Annotated in this window: 12 protein-coding genes; 6 read left to right on the top strand and 6 right to left on the bottom strand. The window is 69.7% G+C overall.

Annotated features, from left to right (window positions below; genetic code table 11):
* Window positions 1-6: 6 nt before the first annotated feature.
* On the bottom strand, window positions 7-2,046 hold the full coding sequence (gene rpoD, locus ACE3OG_RS14820) for an RNA polymerase sigma factor RpoD (RefSeq protein ID WP_374309998.1): 2,040 nt from the start codon (window positions 2,044-2,046) through the stop codon (window positions 7-9).
* Window positions 2,047-2,539: 493 nt separating this feature from the next.
* Window positions 2,540-4,432 carry a DNA primase gene (dnaG, locus tag ACE3OG_RS14815; protein ID WP_374309996.1) on the bottom strand — a complete coding sequence of 631 codons (1,893 nt, stop codon included), beginning with the start codon at window positions 4,430-4,432 and terminating at the stop codon, window positions 2,540-2,542.
* Between the two features lie 214 nt (window positions 4,433-4,646).
* Between dnaG and panB the strand changes: the two genes are divergently transcribed.
* Window positions 4,647-5,480: a 3-methyl-2-oxobutanoate hydroxymethyltransferase gene (gene panB, locus ACE3OG_RS14810; RefSeq protein ID WP_374309994.1), complete on the top strand. Its 834-nt coding sequence runs from the start codon at window positions 4,647-4,649 to the stop codon at window positions 5,478-5,480.
* Here the strand turns inward: panB and ACE3OG_RS14805 are convergent.
* Window positions 5,461-5,907 carry a GatB/YqeY domain-containing protein gene (locus ACE3OG_RS14805; RefSeq protein WP_374309992.1) on the bottom strand — a complete coding sequence of 149 codons (447 nt, stop codon included), beginning with the start codon at window positions 5,905-5,907 and terminating at the stop codon, window positions 5,461-5,463. The two genes, panB and ACE3OG_RS14805, sit on opposite strands and share 20 nt — an antisense overlap.
* Before the next feature lie 142 nt (window positions 5,908-6,049).
* On the opposite strand from ACE3OG_RS14805, the gene carA reads away from it, so the two are divergent.
* From carA to ACE3OG_RS14785, 4 genes are all read left to right on the top strand, one after another.
* Entirely contained in the window at window positions 6,050-7,252 is a 1,203-nt protein-coding gene (carA, locus tag ACE3OG_RS14800) for a glutamine-hydrolyzing carbamoyl-phosphate synthase small subunit (RefSeq protein ID WP_374309990.1), read from the top strand.
* Window positions 7,253-7,436: 184 nt separating this feature from the next.
* A complete protein-coding gene (cysQ, locus tag ACE3OG_RS14795) occupies window positions 7,437-8,294 on the top strand; it encodes a 3'(2'),5'-bisphosphate nucleotidase CysQ (RefSeq protein WP_374309988.1) in 858 nt (285 codons plus the stop codon).
* 180 nt (window positions 8,295-8,474) lie between these two features.
* Window positions 8,475-9,377 (top strand): methyltransferase, TIGR04325 family, encoded by a 903-nt coding sequence (locus tag ACE3OG_RS14790; protein ID WP_374310036.1) that lies wholly within the window; start codon window positions 8,475-8,477, stop codon window positions 9,375-9,377.
* Between the two features lie 206 nt (window positions 9,378-9,583).
* Window positions 9,584-10,108 carry a DUF1134 domain-containing protein gene (locus ACE3OG_RS14785; protein WP_374310034.1) on the top strand — a complete coding sequence of 175 codons (525 nt, stop codon included), beginning with the start codon at window positions 9,584-9,586 and terminating at the stop codon, window positions 10,106-10,108.
* Between the two features lie 4 nt (window positions 10,109-10,112).
* Here ACE3OG_RS14785 and ACE3OG_RS14780 read toward each other — a convergent pair whose 3' ends face one another.
* Window positions 10,113-10,604 (bottom strand): peroxiredoxin, encoded by a 492-nt coding sequence (locus ACE3OG_RS14780; RefSeq protein ID WP_374309986.1) that lies wholly within the window; start codon window positions 10,602-10,604, stop codon window positions 10,113-10,115.
* Between the two features lie 240 nt (window positions 10,605-10,844).
* Here ACE3OG_RS14780 and ACE3OG_RS14775 point away from each other — a divergent pair, with 240 nt between their 5' ends.
* A complete protein-coding gene (locus tag ACE3OG_RS14775; protein ID WP_374309984.1) occupies window positions 10,845-14,399 on the top strand; it encodes an AsmA-like C-terminal region-containing protein in 3,555 nt (1,184 codons plus the stop codon).
* A 118-nt stretch (window positions 14,400-14,517) separates the two neighbouring features.
* Here ACE3OG_RS14775 and ACE3OG_RS14770 read toward each other — a convergent pair whose 3' ends face one another.
* Both ACE3OG_RS14770 and tyrS read right to left on the bottom strand, forming a co-directional pair.
* On the bottom strand, window positions 14,518-15,624 hold the full coding sequence (locus ACE3OG_RS14770; RefSeq protein WP_374309982.1) for a hypothetical protein: 1,107 nt from the start codon (window positions 15,622-15,624) through the stop codon (window positions 14,518-14,520).
* Window positions 15,625-15,770: 146 nt separating this feature from the next.
* Entirely contained in the window at window positions 15,771-17,030 is a 1,260-nt protein-coding gene (gene tyrS / locus ACE3OG_RS14765; RefSeq protein ID WP_374309980.1) for a tyrosine--tRNA ligase, read from the bottom strand.
* Between the last annotated feature and the right edge of the window lie 206 nt (window positions 17,031-17,236).

Here is a 17,236-nt window from a genome sequence, read left to right as displayed (position 1 = left end):
ACGCCCCTAGTTGTCGAGGAAGCTGCGCAGCTTGCGCGAGCGCGAGGGGTGCTTCAGCTTGCGCAGCGCCTTCGCCTCGATCTGGCGGATGCGCTCGCGCGTCACCGAGAACTGCTGGCCGACCTCCTCCAGCGTGTGGTCGGTGTTCATGCCGATGCCGAAGCGCATGCGCAGCACGCGCTCCTCGCGCGGCGTGAGCGAGGCGAGGACGCGCGTCGTCGTCTCGCGCAGGTTGGACTGGATCGCGGCGTCGATCGGCAGCACCGCGTTCTTGTCCTCGATGAAGTCGCCAAGGTGCGAATCCTCCTCGTCGCCGATCGGCGTCTCGAGCGAGATCGGCTCCTTGGCGATCTTCAGCACCTTGCGCACCTTCTCGAGCGGCATGGCGAGCTTCTCGGCGAGCTCCTCGGGGGTCGGCTCGCGGCCGATCTCATGCAGCATCTGGCGCGAGGTGCGCACGATCTTGTTGATCGTCTCGATCATGTGCACCGGGATGCGGATGGTGCGGGCCTGATCGGCGATCGAGCGGGTGATCGCCTGCCGGATCCACCAGGTGGCGTAGGTCGAGAACTTGTAGCCGCGGCGGTACTCGAACTTGTCGACCGCCTTCATGAGGCCGATGTTGCCCTCCTGGATGAGGTCGAGGAACTGCAGCCCGCGGTTGGTGTATTTCTTGGCGATCGAGATGACGAGGCGCAGGTTCGCCTCGACCATCTCCTTCTTGGCCTGACGGGCTTCGCGCTCGCCCTTCTGGACCATGTGGACGATCTTGCGGAATTCCTGGATCTCGAGGCTCGTTTCGGTGGCGAGCGCATGGATCTCGCCGAGCAGGTCCTTGATCTGGTCCTTGGCGTTGGCGACGAAGTCCTTCCAGCCGCGCCCGCCGAGCTTCGACACGCGCAGGAGCCATTTCGGGTCGAGCTCGGAGTTCTGGTAGTTGCGCAGGAAATCCTCGCGCGCGACGCCGCTCGCCTCGGCGAGGCGCAGCAGCCTGGTCTCGAGGCCGATGAGGCGCTTGTTGATGTCGTAGAGCTGCTCGACCAGCGACTCGATGCGGTTGGCGTTGAGCGAGAGCGACTTGACGTCGGCGACGATCTCCTTCTTGAGCGTCTTGTACTTGCGCTCCTGCGAGGGCGTCAGCGTCTCGTTCTTGAGCTTGTTCTCGACGTTCTGCTCCTGCAGCCGGCGCAGCTTCTTGTAGGCGTCGGCGACGCGGTCGAAGGTCTCGAGCACCTTGGGCTTGAGCTCGGCCTCCATGGCGGAGAGCGACACGGAGTTCTCCATGTCGTCCTCCTCCTCGAAGGCGTCTTCGGGGACCGGGGCCTCGCCGCCGTCCTCGCCGGCCGGACGCAGGCGCGCGGGCGGGTTGAGCGGCGCCGTCGCGGGCGCGGAATCGCCGTCCGGCTCGCCCTCGCCGAGCGGAATCTTCGGCGCGTTGCGTCCCTCAGGCCCCGCGTAGGTCGCCTCGAGGTCGATGATCTCGCGCAGCAGGACCTTCGAGTCGTTGAGCTCGTCGCGCCAGATGATGATCGCCTGGAAGGTGAGCGGGCTTTCGCACAGGCCCGCGATCATCGCCTCGCGGCCGGCCTCGATGCGCTTGGCTATGGCGATCTCGCCCTCGCGCGAGAGCAGCTCGACCGAGCCCATCTCGCGCAGATACATGCGCACGGGATCGTCGGTGCGGTCGGCGGGCTCGGAGGAGCGCGCCGCGACGGGCTTGGCGGTCGGCGCCTCGACGAGCTCGCCGCCCTCGGGCTCCTCCTCCTCGGCGCCGCCTTCCTCGCTCTCGGCCTCGTCCTGCTCCTCGTTCTCGACGACGTTGATGCCCATGTCGTTGAGCATGGCGAGGACGTCCTCGATCTGGTCGGCGTTGACTTCTTCTGAGGGAAGCACCGCGTTCAGCTCGGAATGAGTCACGAAGCCGCGCTTCCTCGCGGCCTTGATCATCCGCTTGACGGCGGCGTCGGAAAGATCGAGCAGGGGGCTGTCGGCCGTCTCCACGGCCGCGCCTTCCGTTTCGGTCTTTTCGGAATCCCTTTTCGCCATTATCGTCTCCGCATTCGAGGACGTTCGGCCGGCGCGGACGGGCTGAGCCGTCCGGGCGGGCCTTCGACGGCGCGCCGCCCGTAGGGGCGGACGGACGGCGCAGGGGCCCGACGGACCTGACGTTCCTCAAGAACCTTCATTTAAGGCGCCGCGTCTTAAACAAAACGTTCGGCGCGCCTCGCTGCGTTTCAAAGACCGCGTTTATTTTGGACCGCGTTTATTTTGGCGCCGCCCAAGCGTCGCCGACAGACCGCGCCAAGCCGACTTCGGGGAAAGCCGGCGGCCTTCACCCTTCCAGCGCCCGTCTCCAGGCGCCCGCTCGATCGGCGCTCGGCCTCCCCGCCATCCGGCCGAGGGATCCAGGGGCGCGAACCGTTCCCGCAAGCGCGGACCAGCGCCTCGCGCACGTCGAAAGGCGCCCGAAAGCCGGCGCAGCTTCCGAGAGCCTGCTCTTCTACATGAAACATTTCGACGAAGTCAAAGGAGGCCGCCGTCAAAGCCCCCCGCTCCGCCGGCCGGACGGGACGCCGAAGCCCTCGACGCTCGCCTCGAGCCCGCCCCGCGCGCGCAATTGCTCCTGCAGGTCCCTGAACCGCGCCCAGTTGGCCTCGGTCGGCGCCGCCTCGAACGCGCGTCTCGCGTCAGCGAGGTCTTTATTTAGGGCGGCCGCGCGCCTGTGCAAGATGGCCTGGTCGAGGACTTTTTCGGCGTCGGCCTCCGCGGCGTCGGGGCGCGCGTACCAGTGCGAGGCGAGGCCGGCGAGCGCCTCGCAGCGGGCGAGCGCGGGGGCGAGGCCGCGCGCCTCGATTTTCGCGCGCAACGCCTGCGCCGCCATGCCCGCGCCGGCCGCATCGAGCGCGAGATCGCGCAGGGCGGCGCCTTCGGGCCATGAAAACTCGAGCGCGGCGACCTCCTCGATGCGCCGCTCGACCAGCGCCGGGTGGTTGACGAGGATCAGGAGGATCAGCGCGTCGCCGGCGCCGGGGCCCGAGCCCTGCGGCTGCATCAGCGCGGAGGCGGAAAGGCTCGGCCCCGCGACGATCGGTCCCGCCGGCCGCTCCCGCCCGCCGGCGCCCCGGCCGCCCGCGCGCGCGCCGGGGCGCGGCTCGCTCCGGGACGGCGCGAAAAGGGCGTTGCGGCGGGCTCTGAAGGCGTCGCGATAGTGCCGGCGCAGCCGCTCGTCGCGGATCTGCGCGGTGATCGCCTCGAGCCGGCCCTCGAAGGCGGCGCGCCGCTCGGGCGTCGAAAGGTCGCTCGCCTCGCTCTCGCGCGTCCAGACCGCGTCGACGAGCGGCAGGGCGCGCGAAAGCGTCTCCTCCAGCGCCTCGCGCCCCGACGCGCGCAAGAGGTCGTCGGGGTCCTGGCCGTCGGGCAGGAAGGCGAATCTGAAGCTGCGCTCCGGCCCGATCAAAGGAAGAGCCATGTCGATCGCGCGCCAGGCCGCCTTGCGTCCGGCGCGGTCGCCGTCGAAGCACAGGATCGGCTCCTCGCTCATGCGCCAGGCGAGTTCGGCCTGCTCCGCCGTCAGCGCCGTGCCGAGCGGCGCCGCCGCCTCGCCGACGCCCGCCTGCGCGAGCGCCACGACGTCGACATAGCCCTCGACCACGACGAGGCGGCCCGCCTGATGGGCGGCGAGCCGGGCGAGGTGATGGTTGAAAAGGACGCTTCCCTTGTGGAAGAGCGGCGTTTCCGGCGAGTTCAGATATTTCGGCTGGACGGCGTCCTCGAGCGCCCGGCCGCCGAAGGCGATCGGCCGGCCCGAGCGGTCGCAGATCGGGAAGATCAGCCGGTTGCGGAAACGGTCGTAGGGGACGGCGACGTCCTCGCCATGGACGAGCAGCCCCGCCTCGATCATCGCCTCGCGCGTCGCGCCCTTCGCGGCGAGATGGTCGCGCAGGGCGAATTTGTCGGCCGGCGCGTAGCCGAGGCCGAAGCGCGCCTGCGCCTCCTCGCCGAGGCCCCGCCGCGCCAGATAGTCGCGCGCCTTCGCCCCGCCGCGCGCCGAAAGCTGCGCCCGGAAGAAGGCGGCGGCGCCGGCGAGGACCTCGCGCAGGCCGACCCGCCGCTTCTCCTGCTCCAGCGCCTCGGGGCTCGCGCGCGGCGGCTGCAGCCCGGCCTCCGCGGCGAGGCGCTCGACCGCCTCGGGGAAGGAGAGCCCCTCGGTGAGCTCGAGGAAGTTGAAGATGTCGCCGTTCTGGCCGGAGGAGAAGTCGAACCAGGCCATCTTCTGGTCGTTGACGAAGAAGGACGGGGTCTTTTCGGCCGAGAACGGCGAGAGGCCCTTCCATTCGCGTCCCGCCTTCACGAGCCGCACGCGCCGGCGCACGACCTCCGAAACCGGAAGCCGCGCCTTGACGTCGTCGAGGAACTGGGGCGGAAAGCGCATGGGCGGACGGGGTTGAGGACGCCTCCGCCATTATATCCGGGGCCGGCGCGCCGGCGAAGCGCGGCCGGAAGGAAAATGGCGAGGGATCCCATTCCGCGAACCAGCGGAGCGTCCCGCGCCGATTGACCGCAAGCCGCCGGACTTGCGACAAGCTCTTGGGGCCGACAAGCTCCTGGGGCGCCGCACGGCGCATGAACGACCCGAAGGCCTATCGATGAGCGTGAGCGCGAGATTTTTCGACATGAAGCGGGCCGGCGCGCCGATCGCCGTGCTCACCGCCTATGACGCGCCGACGGCGCGGCTCGAGGCGGAGGCCGGCGTCGACATCCTGCTCGTCGGCGACAGCGTCGGCGTCAACGTCCTCGGCTACGCCAGCGAGCGCGAGGTGAGCCTCGCCGACATGGTCCATCACGTCGGCGCCGTGCGGCGCGGCGCGCCGCGGTCCGTCGTCATCGGGGATTTGCCGTTCCGCACCTACGAGACGCCGGCCGAGGCGCTCGCGAGCGCCCGCGCGCTCGTCGCCGCGGGGGCCGATATCGTGAAGTTCGAGGGCGCGCGGCCGGACGTCGCCGGGACGCTGCGCGGCGAAGGAATCGAGACGTGCGGCCATCTCGGCCTCGAGCCGCAGACCCATCTGGCGCCGCGGGTCAAGGGCCGCGCCGCGCCCGACGCGCTGAAGCTGCTCGAGGACGCGCGCGCGCTCGACGCCGCCGGCGTCTCGCTGCTGGTGCTCGAGATGATCCCGCAGGAGGTCGCGCGCGAGGTGACGCGGGCGATCCGCGCGCCGACCATCGGCATCGGCGCGGGCGGCGGCACGGACGGGCAGGTGCTGGTCGTGACCGACCTGCTCGGCGTCGGCGAGCGCGAGTTCCGCCACAACCGGCGCTACCAGCGCTTCGGCCCGCTCGCCCTCGACGCCTTCCGCGCCTATGTGCATGACGTCGGCCGGCGCGATTTTCCCTGCGAGGAGAACGCCGCGCATATGGCGCCCGAGGAGCTCGAGGCCTTCCTCGCGCAGGCGCGCGGGCTCAGCCGAGCCGCGCCTTGACCTTGGCGCTCGCCTTGCCGAAATCCATGCGGCCGGCGTAGGCGCCCTTCAGCGCGGCGACGACCTTGCCCATGTCCCTGATCGAGGCGGCGCCGGTCGAGGCGATGGCCGCCTCGATCGCCGCCTCGACCTCGGCCTCGCCGAGCGGGCTCGGCAGGAAGCTCTCGATCACCACGATCTCGCCCGCCTCCTTGTCGGCGAGGTCGGCGCGCCCGGCCTTCTCGTAGATCTCGAGCGACTCGCGCCGGCTCTTCACCATCTTCTGAAGCAGGGCGAGGATGTCGTCCTCGCCGACCTGCCTGCCGGCGCCGCGGGCCTCGATGTCCTTGTCCTTGAGCGCCGCCGTGATCATGCGGATGGCGTCGACGCGGGCGCGGTCGCCGGCCTTCATCGCGGCCTTGAGCTCGCTCGTGAATTTTTCGCGCATGGCGGTCCTGCCTGGATGGAATTGACGCGGGGCGGCCGCGCCTCTAGCTTCGCGCCGCTGAAAGCCCCACATCGAAGACGGATGTTTCAAGACCGCGAGCCGGCCTGCGGCCCCGCGGCGAGCGCATGGATGTAACGCCGGCATGAGCGTGGATCAAGACAAACCCTCGGACGCGCAGCCGTCCTGGCCGCTCGCGCGGCCGACCGCCCTGCTCGTCCTCGCGGACGGGACCGTGCTCGAGGGGCAAGGCCTCGGCGCGCAGGGCGAAGCGGTCGGCGAGGTCTGCTTCAACACCGCGATCACCGGCTATCAGGAGATCCTGACCGACCCGTCCTACGCCGGGCAGATCGTCACCTTCACCTTTCCGCACGTCGGCAACGTCGGCGCGAACGAGGAGGACGTCGAGACGAGCAATCCGGCCGCAGGCGCCGGCGTGCGCGGGGCGATCGTCCACGCGCCGATCACCGACCCGTCGAACTTCCGCTCGACGCGGCATTTCGACGGCTGGCTGAAGGCGCGGGGAATCATCGGCCTTTGCGGCCTCGACACGCGCGCCCTGACCGCGCTGATCCGCGAGAGCGGCATGCCCAACGCCGTGATCGCCCATTCGCCGGACGGCTCCTTCGACGTCGAGAGGCTGAAGGGCGAGGCGGCGCGCTGGCCGGGCATCGACGGCATGGACCTCGTGCCGAGCGTCGCCTCGACGCGCGCCTACGAATGGCGCGGCGCGCCCTGGCGTCCGGGCGAGGGCTACGGCGAGACGAAAGGCGGGCGCTTCAAGGTTGTGGCCATCGACTATGGGGTGAAGAGCAACATCCTGCGCCTGCTCACTGAAGCCGGCTGCGACGTCGTCGTCGCGCCGGCGACGTCGAGCGCCGACGAGATTCTGGCGCAAAAGCCTGACGGGGTGTTCCTCTCGAACGGTCCGGGCGATCCGGCCGAGACCGGCAAATACGCCGTGCCGGTGATCCGGGCCCTGCTCGACAGGAAGACGCCGACCTTCGGCATCTGCCTCGGCCACCAGATGCTGGCGCTGGCGCTCGGCGCGAAGACGGTGAAGATGCGCCAGGGCCATCACGGCGCCAATCATCCGGTCAAGGACTTCGCCACCGGCAAGGTCGAGATCGTCTCGATGAACCACGGCTTCGCCGTCGATCCGGCGACCTTGCCCGACAACGCGCGCGAGACCCACCGTTCGCTGTTCGACGGCTCGAACTGCGGCATCGAGCTCACGGACCGCCCGGCCTTCTCGGTGCAGCACCATCCCGAGGCCTCGCCCGGCCCGCGCGACAGCCATTACCTGTTCCGCCGCTTCGCCGACATGATGGCGCGAGCTGAGCGCTGAACCGCGCGCGCGGCGCGCGTCCTTGCGCCGCCGCGCACGCCTCACGCGGCGTCGCCATTTATTAATTCATTGATGCGTTACTTTATTTCCGACGCCAGCCGCCCTAGCTTATCCTTACGCGTCAGGTCATCCCGCGCCGATGGCCGCCCCGGCGAAAGCGAGCGGGCGGCGTCCGAGAGTCTTAATGTCCCTCGCCAGCGACATGTCGTATTCCGTTCCGGCTTCCTCGCCGTCGGCCGCCGTCGATCGGGACGCGATCGCCGAAATCTTCGCGCAGATCGCCTGCGAAGCGGGCGTCGCCGTGATGTCCGTCTACGCCTCCGGCTGCGCCGTGCGGGTCAAGCCGGACCAGAGCCTCGTCTGCGACGCCGACGAATACGCCGAGGCGATCATCCTCAAGCGCCTCGGCGAGCTGCTGCCGCAGTTTCCCGTCCTCGCCGAGGAAGCCGCGGCGGCGGGCAAGCGGACCGTCGACGGCGACGCCTTCATCCTCGTCGATCCGGTCGACGGCACGCGCGAATTTCTCGAGCGCAACGGCGAGTTCACCATCAATATCGCGCTCGTCGTCGACGGCGCGCCTGTCGCCGGCGTCGTCTACGCGCCGGCGCTCGGACGCATGTGGGTCGCCGGGCGCGCCGCCGCCTCCTGCCTCGTCGAGCCCGGCGCGCCGCCGCCGCCGCCGCAGGAGCGCCGCAGCATCCACGTCCGCCGCGCTCCGGGGCAGGGCCTGACGGCGCTCGCGAGCCGCTCCCACAGCGATCCGCGGACGGAGGCCTTTCTCGCCGCACTGCCCCTGCGCGAACGGCGCAACGTCGGCTCCTCGCTGAAGTTCTGCAGGCTCGCGGAAGGCGACGCCGACGTCTATCCGCGCTTCAGCCAGACCATGGAATGGGACACCGCGGCGGGCGACGCCGTTCTGCGCGCCGCCGGCGGCGTGGTGATCGGCGAGGACGACCGCCCGCTGCGATACGGCAAGGCCGGGCTGCAGTTCAGGAACGGCCCCTTCGTCGCGTGGGGCGATCCGAACGCCGTTCGCGCCTGAGCCGCGTCGCGGACCGCCCGTCGGTCCGTCGATCGCGCAATTTTGATTCGTCTCCAACTTGTCGTTAATTCAAGCTGATGGACGCGCGCGCGTCACGCGGCGGGACGACGCCTTGACGTTGTCGCGGCTCCGCAACAAAGATTACGTCTGCGAGCCTTCAAGTGCTCGTGGACGACGTTGATGAATAAATTATTTCGTTACTTTTACTCGCGTCTGCATCTGATGCGGGAGCTGCAAATTCGCGGCGTCTCTATTCTTCTTGTTTCGGTTCAAAATCGAAGTCATGTCGAGCATTTCGTTGAGCATCTCTCGCACAGAAAGACAACCGACCTGTTAAGCCGGATGATTTTCGGATATAGGCGCATATTCTCAAATCTTGAGTCGGCGGAAGCGGCTGCGAAACCTTACGAGGACGGCGGGCATGAGGCGCTTGAAGCGCTGCATCTGGAATTGTCCAACGCCGCCAGGCCGAGTGATTTCGCAATCCTTTTCCATCTGGCGCAGTTTCCGCTAGACCATCTGACGATTTTTGACCTCGGCGGCAGTCTTGGCAATCTTTACTATTGCTATGCGCGCTATCTGCATTTCGGATCTGACGTGAAATGGATCGTCTTCGACCTGCCGACGACGGTCGCCAAAGGCAGGACGCTCGCGCAAACGCGTGGCGCGACGCAGCTGGAGTTCTGCGACAGCTTCGAATGCGCCTCGGGCGCCGACGTGCTGCTCGCCTCCGGGTCGTTGCATTATTTTCCGACGCCGCTGCCGACGATGATCGGCGGGCTTGCGGCCAAGCCGCGCTACGTGCTGATCAACCGCACGCCCTTCGTCGACGCGCCGACGGCCGCGACGGTCCAGGACGCCGGACCGATCCGCGTGGCCTGCATGCTGTACAACGTCGACGAGACGATCGCGCAATTCGAACGGATCGGCTATCGGCTCGTCGATCAATGGAGGACTCCGGAGCTCTGGCTCGGCGTGCCGCTTCATCCCGAGTACAGCATGAAAAGCTACAGGGGATTGATGTTCGAGCTCGCCGCGCAGGCGCAGGCCGGCGGCGCGACGGAGCCGCTCGCCGCGGCGTGAACGCCGTTCCGCGTCAGGCGCAATGAATCATTAACCAAGACGGGACAATGCTGCGCAGGCCCGCGCCGCGCCGACGCAGGCCGCCGCAGCGAGGGAGCCCGCCCATGCACGCCATCGCCACGCCGCCCGCCGGCGCGACATCCGCTCACGCCCGCGCGCGTCTTTCGCCTCGCCGGGCGTTGCTCGCCGCGGCGCTCGCCTGCGTCATGACGGCCGCCGCCGGCGCGGCCCGCGCGCAGGAGCGCCCCGCCGAATTCAATCCCGACGAGATCGTCACGAGCGGCCACAAATTCTTCGGCGCGATCTCGCGCGGGCTCGCCGAGGCGATCGAATCGGCGACGCGCAAATGGGGCAGGCCGAACGGCTACATCCTGGGGCAGGAGGCGAGCGGGGCCTTCATCGGCGGGCTGCGCTATGGCGAGGGCGTGCTCTACACGCGCAACGCCGGCCAGCTCAAGGTGTTCTGGCAGGGCCCCTCGCTCGGCTTCGACGCCGGCGCCGACGGGGCGCGGACCATGATGCTCGTCTACAACCTGCCCTCGACCAGCGCCATCTTCAACCGCTTCGGCGGCGTCGCCGGCTCGGCCTATCTCGTCGGCGGCTTCGGCCTCACCGCCCTCGCCCTGGACGACATCGTCGTCGTGCCGATCCGCTCGGGCGTCGGGGCGCGGCTCGGGGTCAACGTGTCCTATCTGAAGTTCACGCCGACCTCGACGTGGAACCCGTTCTGAGCGCTCAAGGCAGGTCGCGGGCGGCGGCGAGCGCCGCCTCGGCGTGGCCCTTCGTCTTCACCTTGCGCCAGATCGCGGCGATCCGGCCGTCGGCGCCGATCAGGAAGGTCGAGCGCTCGACGCCCATATAGGCGCGCCCGTACATGTTCTTCTCGACCCAGACGCCGTAGGCGGAGAGCGTCTCCTTGCCCTCGTCGCTCGCGAGGCGCAGCGAGAGGCCGTGCTTGCCCTTGAATTTTGCGTGAGAGGCCGGCCCGTCCGCGGAGACGCCGAGCACGCGCGCGCCGGCCTTCGCGAAGTCGGGCGCCAGCCGGTCGAAGTCCTGCGCCTCGAGCGTGCAGCCCGACGTGTCGTCCTTCGGATAGAAATAGAGCACGAGCTTGCTTCCGCGGTAGTCTTCGAGCGCGGCGAGGCCGCCGGCGTCGTCCGGCAGGACGAAGCCGGGCGCGGCGTCGCCGGGCGCGAGCGCGCTCACGCCGCCTTCCTTTCGTCGCATTGGGCCGCCAACGATGCCCCTCCTGTCCAGACGAAATCGATCCGCGAGCGCGTCCTTGCCGCATGAAGGCCTTGCCGAAAGCCAAGCCGCTCCGCCGCCCCGCCCGCGCGCGCGGCGGCTCAGGTGACGGCGGACGCCTTCGGCGACGCGCGGCCGCCCGCTGGGCGGGCTCGACATCGCTTCTATAATCGGCTGACTTCGAGACTCCAAGGTTCAGCTTCGGGAAAGGGCCGCGGGCGGTTGAGCCTCGAGCGCGAGGAAAGTCCGGCGCAAGAGTCCGGACATGCGGCCGGCGATCTGGACGCGGCGACGTTGCGGCTCTCGCGCGGCGGGCGCCGGCGGCGCCGGGTCGCGCGCGCCTGCGGCTATGCGCTCGCCGCCGTCGCGGTCTTTATCCTCGTCGGCGCCGCCCTTCTGATCGCCCGGCTCGAACGCGGGCCGATGACCATCGAGGCGCTCGGCCCCTCGATCGCGGCGGCGCTGGAGCAGCGCTTCGGCCATGGCTACCGCTTCGCCATCGGCCAGACGTCGATGCTGCGGCGCGGCTCCTCCCCGACCCTCGGCGCCGACGGGCTGTCGATCGCGGACGCGGCCGGGCGCACCCTGCTCAGCGCGCCGCGCGCCGAGGTGTCCATCGCCCTGCTGCCGCTCGTCCTCGGCAAGGTGGCGCCCAGCCGGCTCGACGTCTACGACGTCGAGCTGCGTCTCGCCCTGCTGCCGGACGGCTCGATCGCCCAGCTCGCCGACGCGCGGCGCGAGGAGGCGGGAGGCGAGGCGCGCGAGGCCGTCGCGCTGACGCCGCCGCTCGCGCAGTCGCTGAACGCCGAACGGGCGCCCGGCGAGGCGCCGCTGGCGCCGGCCGCCGCGTCCGACAAGCCGCGCTCCCTGCTCGTCAAGCAGATGTCGCGCGCCCTGCGCCTCGTCGTCGACGCGCTGACGAGCCCCGACAGCCAGATCGCCGCGCTCGACCATGTCGCCATCAAGCGCGGGCGCATCGCCATCGACGACCGCACGACCGGCCAGACCATCGTCTTCGACGGGGTCGACCTCGCCTTCGACAAGACGCGGGGCGGCCGGACCTTCTCGCTGTCGGTCGAGGGGCCGAACGGCCGCTGGACCGCGCAGGGGACGGCGAGCGGCGCGCCGGGGGCGGCGCGGCGGCTGACGGCCTCGCTCGAGAACCTGTCGATCGACGAGCTGCTCGTCGCGGCGGGCGTGCGTTCGCTCGGCGTCGACTTCGACATGAAGATGTCGGGCGAGGCGAGGATCGGGCTGCGTCCGGACGGCGTCCTGTCGGAGGCGGCGGCGACCTTCCGCTTCGGCGACGGCTATCTGCGCTTCGACGACCCCGGCGACGAGCCGCTCGCCGTCGATTCGCTCGCCGGCGGCGCACATTGGGACGGCGCGCGCCGGCGCCTCGTGATCGAGCCGGTCCGGCTCGTCGCCGGAGGCTCGCACGGCGCGCTCGCCGGCGAGATCGCGCCTCCCGAACATGAGGGCGATCCGTGGGCGGTGCGGCTCGACGCGGCCGAGCCGCTCGTCGCCGCGCCCGAGCGTCCCGGCCAGAAGCCCGTCACGCTCGACGAGGTCGCCCTGTCGGCGCGGCTGCTGCTCGGCGAGAAGAAATTCGCGATCGACCGCCTGCGCCTCGCCGGGCCGCAGGCCGGCTTCGACCTCGCCGGAGACGTCGGCTGGACGGGGGAGCCGCGCCTGCGCCTTTCCGCCTCGCTCGAGCCGACGCCGATCTCGACCGTCACCCGGCTGTGGCCTTCCTTCATCTGCCCGCCGGCGCGCAACTATCTTCTCGACCACGTGCCGCAGGGGATCGTGCAGTCGGGCGCGCTGCGGCTCGACTTCCTGGCCTCCGACCTCGACGCCATGCGCAACGAGCACGCCCCGCCCGACGAGAAGCTGCAGATCGACTTCGTCGTCTCGGACGGAACGGTCGAATATCTCGACGGGGCGCCGCCGCTGACCAACGTTTCAGGCGCCGGACGGGTGACTGGCCGCACGTCGAGGTTCACGACGAGCGCTCCGGCCACGGTCGAGGCGGGCGACGGGCGCGTCCTCACGGCGGCGCCGGGCGGCTTCTTCGCCATCGCCAATTCCGAGCTGCGGCCGATCCCGGCGACGATCCAGGCGGACGTCGCCGGAAGCGTCGAGGCGGTCAACGACTTCCTCGCGCGCGAGGCGCTGAAGCCCTACGCCCGCCTGCCGCTCGATCCCTCGAGCCTGCGCGGCGACGTTTCGGGGCGCGTCGAAATCGGCCTGCGCCTCGGGCCGGACATGGGCCCGCGCGACACGACGCTCAAGGTCAACGCCGCGCTCGCCAATTTCAGCGCCGCCAACCTCCTCGGCCACGAACCGCTCGAGGCGGCGACGCTGCAGCTCTCCGTCGATCCGTCCGGGCTCAAGGCGAGCGGGCAGGGACGCATGTTCGGCGCGCCGGCGACGCTCGAGCTGACGCAGCTCGCCGGCAGGCCGGCGATGGGGACGATCAGGACGACGATCGACGACGCGGCGCGCGCCCGCCCGGGGTCCGTGTCGATCCCCGGCGTCACCGGCCCGATCGGCGCCTCGATCGCGGCGCAGCTCGGGTCCGGGCCGGGGCTCAAGGCCGACGTCGAGCTCGACCTGACGCGCGCGGCGATCGACTGGCCGGGCGCCCTGAAGCCGGCCGGGCGTCCGGGCAAGGCGAAGTTCGCGTTCCTGGCCGGCGAGACGTCGAACGTGCTCGACCAGATCGTCTTCGACGCCGGGCCGCTCCAGGCGCGCGGGCAGATCGAGCTCGGCGCCGACCAGACCGTGCAATTCGCCAGATTTCCGCAGGTCCGCTTCTCGACGGGCGACGAGGCGCGCCTCGACGCGATGCGCGTCGGCGACACGATGAAGGTGATGCTGCGCGCCCAGACGCTCGACGCGCGCCCGTTCCTCAGGACCCTGCTCGCCTCGACCGGCGGCGCCGACGCGGCGCCGGGGCAGCCGAACGCCTCCGCCATCGGCCCGATCCGCGACATCGACGTCGACGCCCGCGCGGGCGTCCTCACCGGCCACAACAAGCAGGCGCTGACCGGCTTCGAGATGCGCATGCTGAAGCGCGGCGCGGAGGTGAAGCAGCTCGCCTTCGCCGGCCGCTTCGGCCGCGAAACCCTCTCCGGCAACGTCGCCGATCCGGGGCAAGGTCCCGGCCAGCTCACCATCCTCACCGACGACGCCGGCTCGCTGTTCCAGTTCGTCGACCTCTACCGCCACATGGAGGGCGGCCGGATGCGCGCCGACGTCGTGCTCGGCGACCAGCCCGCGGGCTCGATGTCGGTGCAGAACTTCGTGCTGCGCGACGAGCCGGCGCTGCGCCGCATCGTCGCCGAAAGCGCCTCCTCGGCCGACGCCGCGGGGAAGCTGCGCAACCTCGACGCCGGGGCGATGGCCTTCAACCACCTCCAGATGCGCTTCTCGCGCGAGGGGACGCGGCTCGTGTTCAGCGACGGCGTCCTCAACGGCGACGCGATCGGCCTCACCGTCGAGGGCTGGCTCGACGTCGCGCGCGACGGCGTCGACGTGAAGGGCACCTTCGTGCCGGCCTACGCCGTCAACAACCTGTTCTCGAAGATTCCCGTCGTCGGCGCGATCCTCGGCGGCTCGGCCAACGAGGGGCTGATCGGCGTCAACTACCGCCTCGAGGGCAGGATCAGCCAGCCCTCGCTCAGCATCAACCCGCTGTCGGCCATCGCGCCCGGCATCTTCCGGCAGATCTTCGGCGTCGGCGACCACACGGCGCCGCCCGCAGCGCAATAGAGCGCGATCAGCAAAATCCAATTCGCTGAACGCGCTCTAACTATTTGTTTAAACGCATTTTATCGACGCAAAAGTCTGCAACTTTTGCTGAAAACGCTCTAGCGGACTCCGCGGGACTTCAGTCGTCCGACGCGTCGCGGTTCTTGCCGACGAGCGCCTTGGCGTGGCCCTGCCGCACGTTCTGGACGAGCCAGCGGCGCATCCACTGCGCGACGTCGATGTTGTTGCGGTCCTGCATCAGCATGTGGCTGTTGCCCTTGAAGCCGAGCTTCGGCAGCTCGGCCAGGAATGCGACGCCGCCGGCGGCGCGCAGCTGGTTCACGAAGGTCCGGCAGGCTTCGAGAATCGGCGGCCAGAATTTGCCCGAGATCGCCGATCCGTCGAGATGGTCGCCGAACACGACGAGCGTCGGGATCTTCGAGAGCGTCTTGATCTGCGCGGCGTTCATCGCCGGGCACTGCCCCTCGATCGAGACGATCCCCTTGACGCCCGCGCTGTTGACGAGCGCCGCCTGCTCCGGGAAGAAGCCCGATTCCGAATGGCCGACGAGGACGGCGCCGCCGGCGAGGATCGCGAGATCGGCGAGGTTCCCATAGGTCGGATTGGGCGTCGGCAGGGTGGCGTTGAGGTCGGGAATGACCTGGTTGCCGAAATCGCTCAGCGATTCGACGGGAAACTGCTCGTCGGCGAAGGGCGTCGGATAGGACGGGCCGAAGCGGAACAGGTCCCAGGCGGACGCCCGTCCGAAGGTGAAGATGGGCGGCAGCGCGCTCGCCGGCTTGAGGCCGAGCCGCACCTCGTTGATCGTCGTCGCGTCGAAGCCGGAGCGCGCGCGCGAGGACTGGTCGGTGAGATAGACCGTGTGCCCCTTGCGCACGAAATACTCCGCCCAGCCCATGCGTCCGTCGGGCGTGTCCTCCCAGGTCTTGGAGCTGAGGCAGCAGCCGTGGGTCAGGACGATCGGAACGTTCCGGGCGTTGCCGCGCGGCGCCTGGAACTCGACGTACATCTGGTTGACCTTGATCTCGTCGGTGTTCGAGTAGCCGAGCTGGCCGGCCGGGTCGCCGGTCATCGCGTCGGTGCGCTCGACCTCGCCGCCGACGAAGAAGCTGCCCTGGTCCTTCAGCGTCAGCGGACCCTTGAGGTCGTCCGCGCCCGCGCCGAGCGGCGCGAATGCGAGGGCTGCGGCGGCCAAGGCGCCGAATCGACGTGCGTGCTGGTTCATGCGTCCTCCCCGGCGCCCGTCCGGGCGCTCTTTTTTGCGGCCGCGCCGTCACGCCGGCGCGGCGAGGGGAAGGAGGATAGGCGCGGCGATCACGGAGATTCTTCCATGATCTTCCGATCTTTAAACGAAACTTGCGGGCGCGGCGGTCAGACCGGCTTCAGCAGCACGTGGCGCTTCCTGCCGAGCGAGAGCTTGACGACGCCGCCCTGCGCGTCCGCGGGCCCGATCATCGCGCGCTCGTCGGCGACCGCCGCGTCGTTCACCTTGAGCCCGCCGCCCTTGATCTGGCGCCTCGCCTCGCCGGTCGAGGCGACGAGCCCGGCCTTGACGAAGGCCGACAGCACGCCGAGCCCGGCCGCGATCTCGCCGGCGTCGATCTCGACGCTCGGCAGATTGTCCGAGAGCGCGCCTTCCTCGAAGGTTTTCCGCGCGGCCTCGAGAGCGGCCTGCGCCGCCGCCTCGCCATGGGCCATGGCGGTCGCCCGCGTCGCCAGAATTTTCTTCGCCTCGTTGACCTCGGCGCCGCCGAGCGCCTCGAGCCGGGCGATCTCCTCGATCGGCAGCTCGGTGAACAGCTTGAGGAAGCGGCCGACGTCGGCGTCGTCGCAATTGCGCCAGAACTGCCAGTATTCGAAGGCCGGCAGCATCGCCGCGTTGAGCCAGACCGCGCCCTGCGCCGTCTTGCCCATCTTCGCGCCGGAGGCGGTGGTCAGCAGCGGCGAGGTCAGCGCGTAGAGCTGCTCGCCGCCCATGCGCCGGCCGAGGTCGAGGCCGGTGATGATGTTGCCCCACTGGTCGGAGCCGCCCATCTGCAGCACGCAGCCGAGGCGCCGGTTGAGCTCGACGAAATCATAACCCTGCAGGCACATGTAGTTGAACTCGAGGAAGGACATCTCCTGGTCGCGCTCGAGGCGCAGCTTGACGGAGTCCATCGCCATCATGCGGTTGACGGAGAAGTGCCGCCCCACCTCGCGCAGGAAATCCACGTAGTTGAGCCTGAGCAGCCAGTCGGCGTTGTCGACCATCAGCGCGTCGCCCGGCCCCTCGCCGAAGTCGAGGAACTTCGAGAACACCTGCTGGATGCCCGCCTTGTTCTCCTCGATCGTCTCGGGGGTGAGGATCTTGCGGCTCTCGTCGCGCCCGGTCGGATCGCCGATGCGGGTGGTGCCGCCGCCCATCAGGGCGACCGGCTTGCCGCCGGTCTTCTGCAGCCAGCGCAGCATCATGATCTGCACGAGCGAGCCAACGTGCAGCGAGGGCGCCGTGCAGTCGAAGCCGATATAGGCGACGAGCCGTCCAGCCTTCGCCCTGTCGTCGATCCCGGCGAGGTCCGAGCACTGGTGCACGAAGCCGCGCGCGAGCAGCGTCTGAAGGAAGTCTGAGGCGGGGCGGAAGCTGTCGGACATGGTCGATCCTGCCGGCGGGGGGAGGCGTCTTTCGCGAAGGCGACCTCTTACCGGCAAAGAACGCGCGAGCGCAACGCCGGCCGTCTAGGACCAATCGACATTCAGGGTTCATTTTTGCGTTTGGCGCGGAATCAATGGGCTGCGGATTTTTTTGATTCGGAGCGCATCGATGGGCGTGCGACGCTATGAGCTGAACGAGGCTCAGT

Origin of the sequence: Methylocella sp. (assembly GCF_041905455.1) — a bacterium.
Taxonomy (GTDB): Bacteria; Pseudomonadota; Alphaproteobacteria; order Rhizobiales; family Beijerinckiaceae; genus Methylocapsa.
Note: the sequence above shows the minus strand (reverse complement) of the source record. Positions and strands in the feature narration are given on the sequence as shown.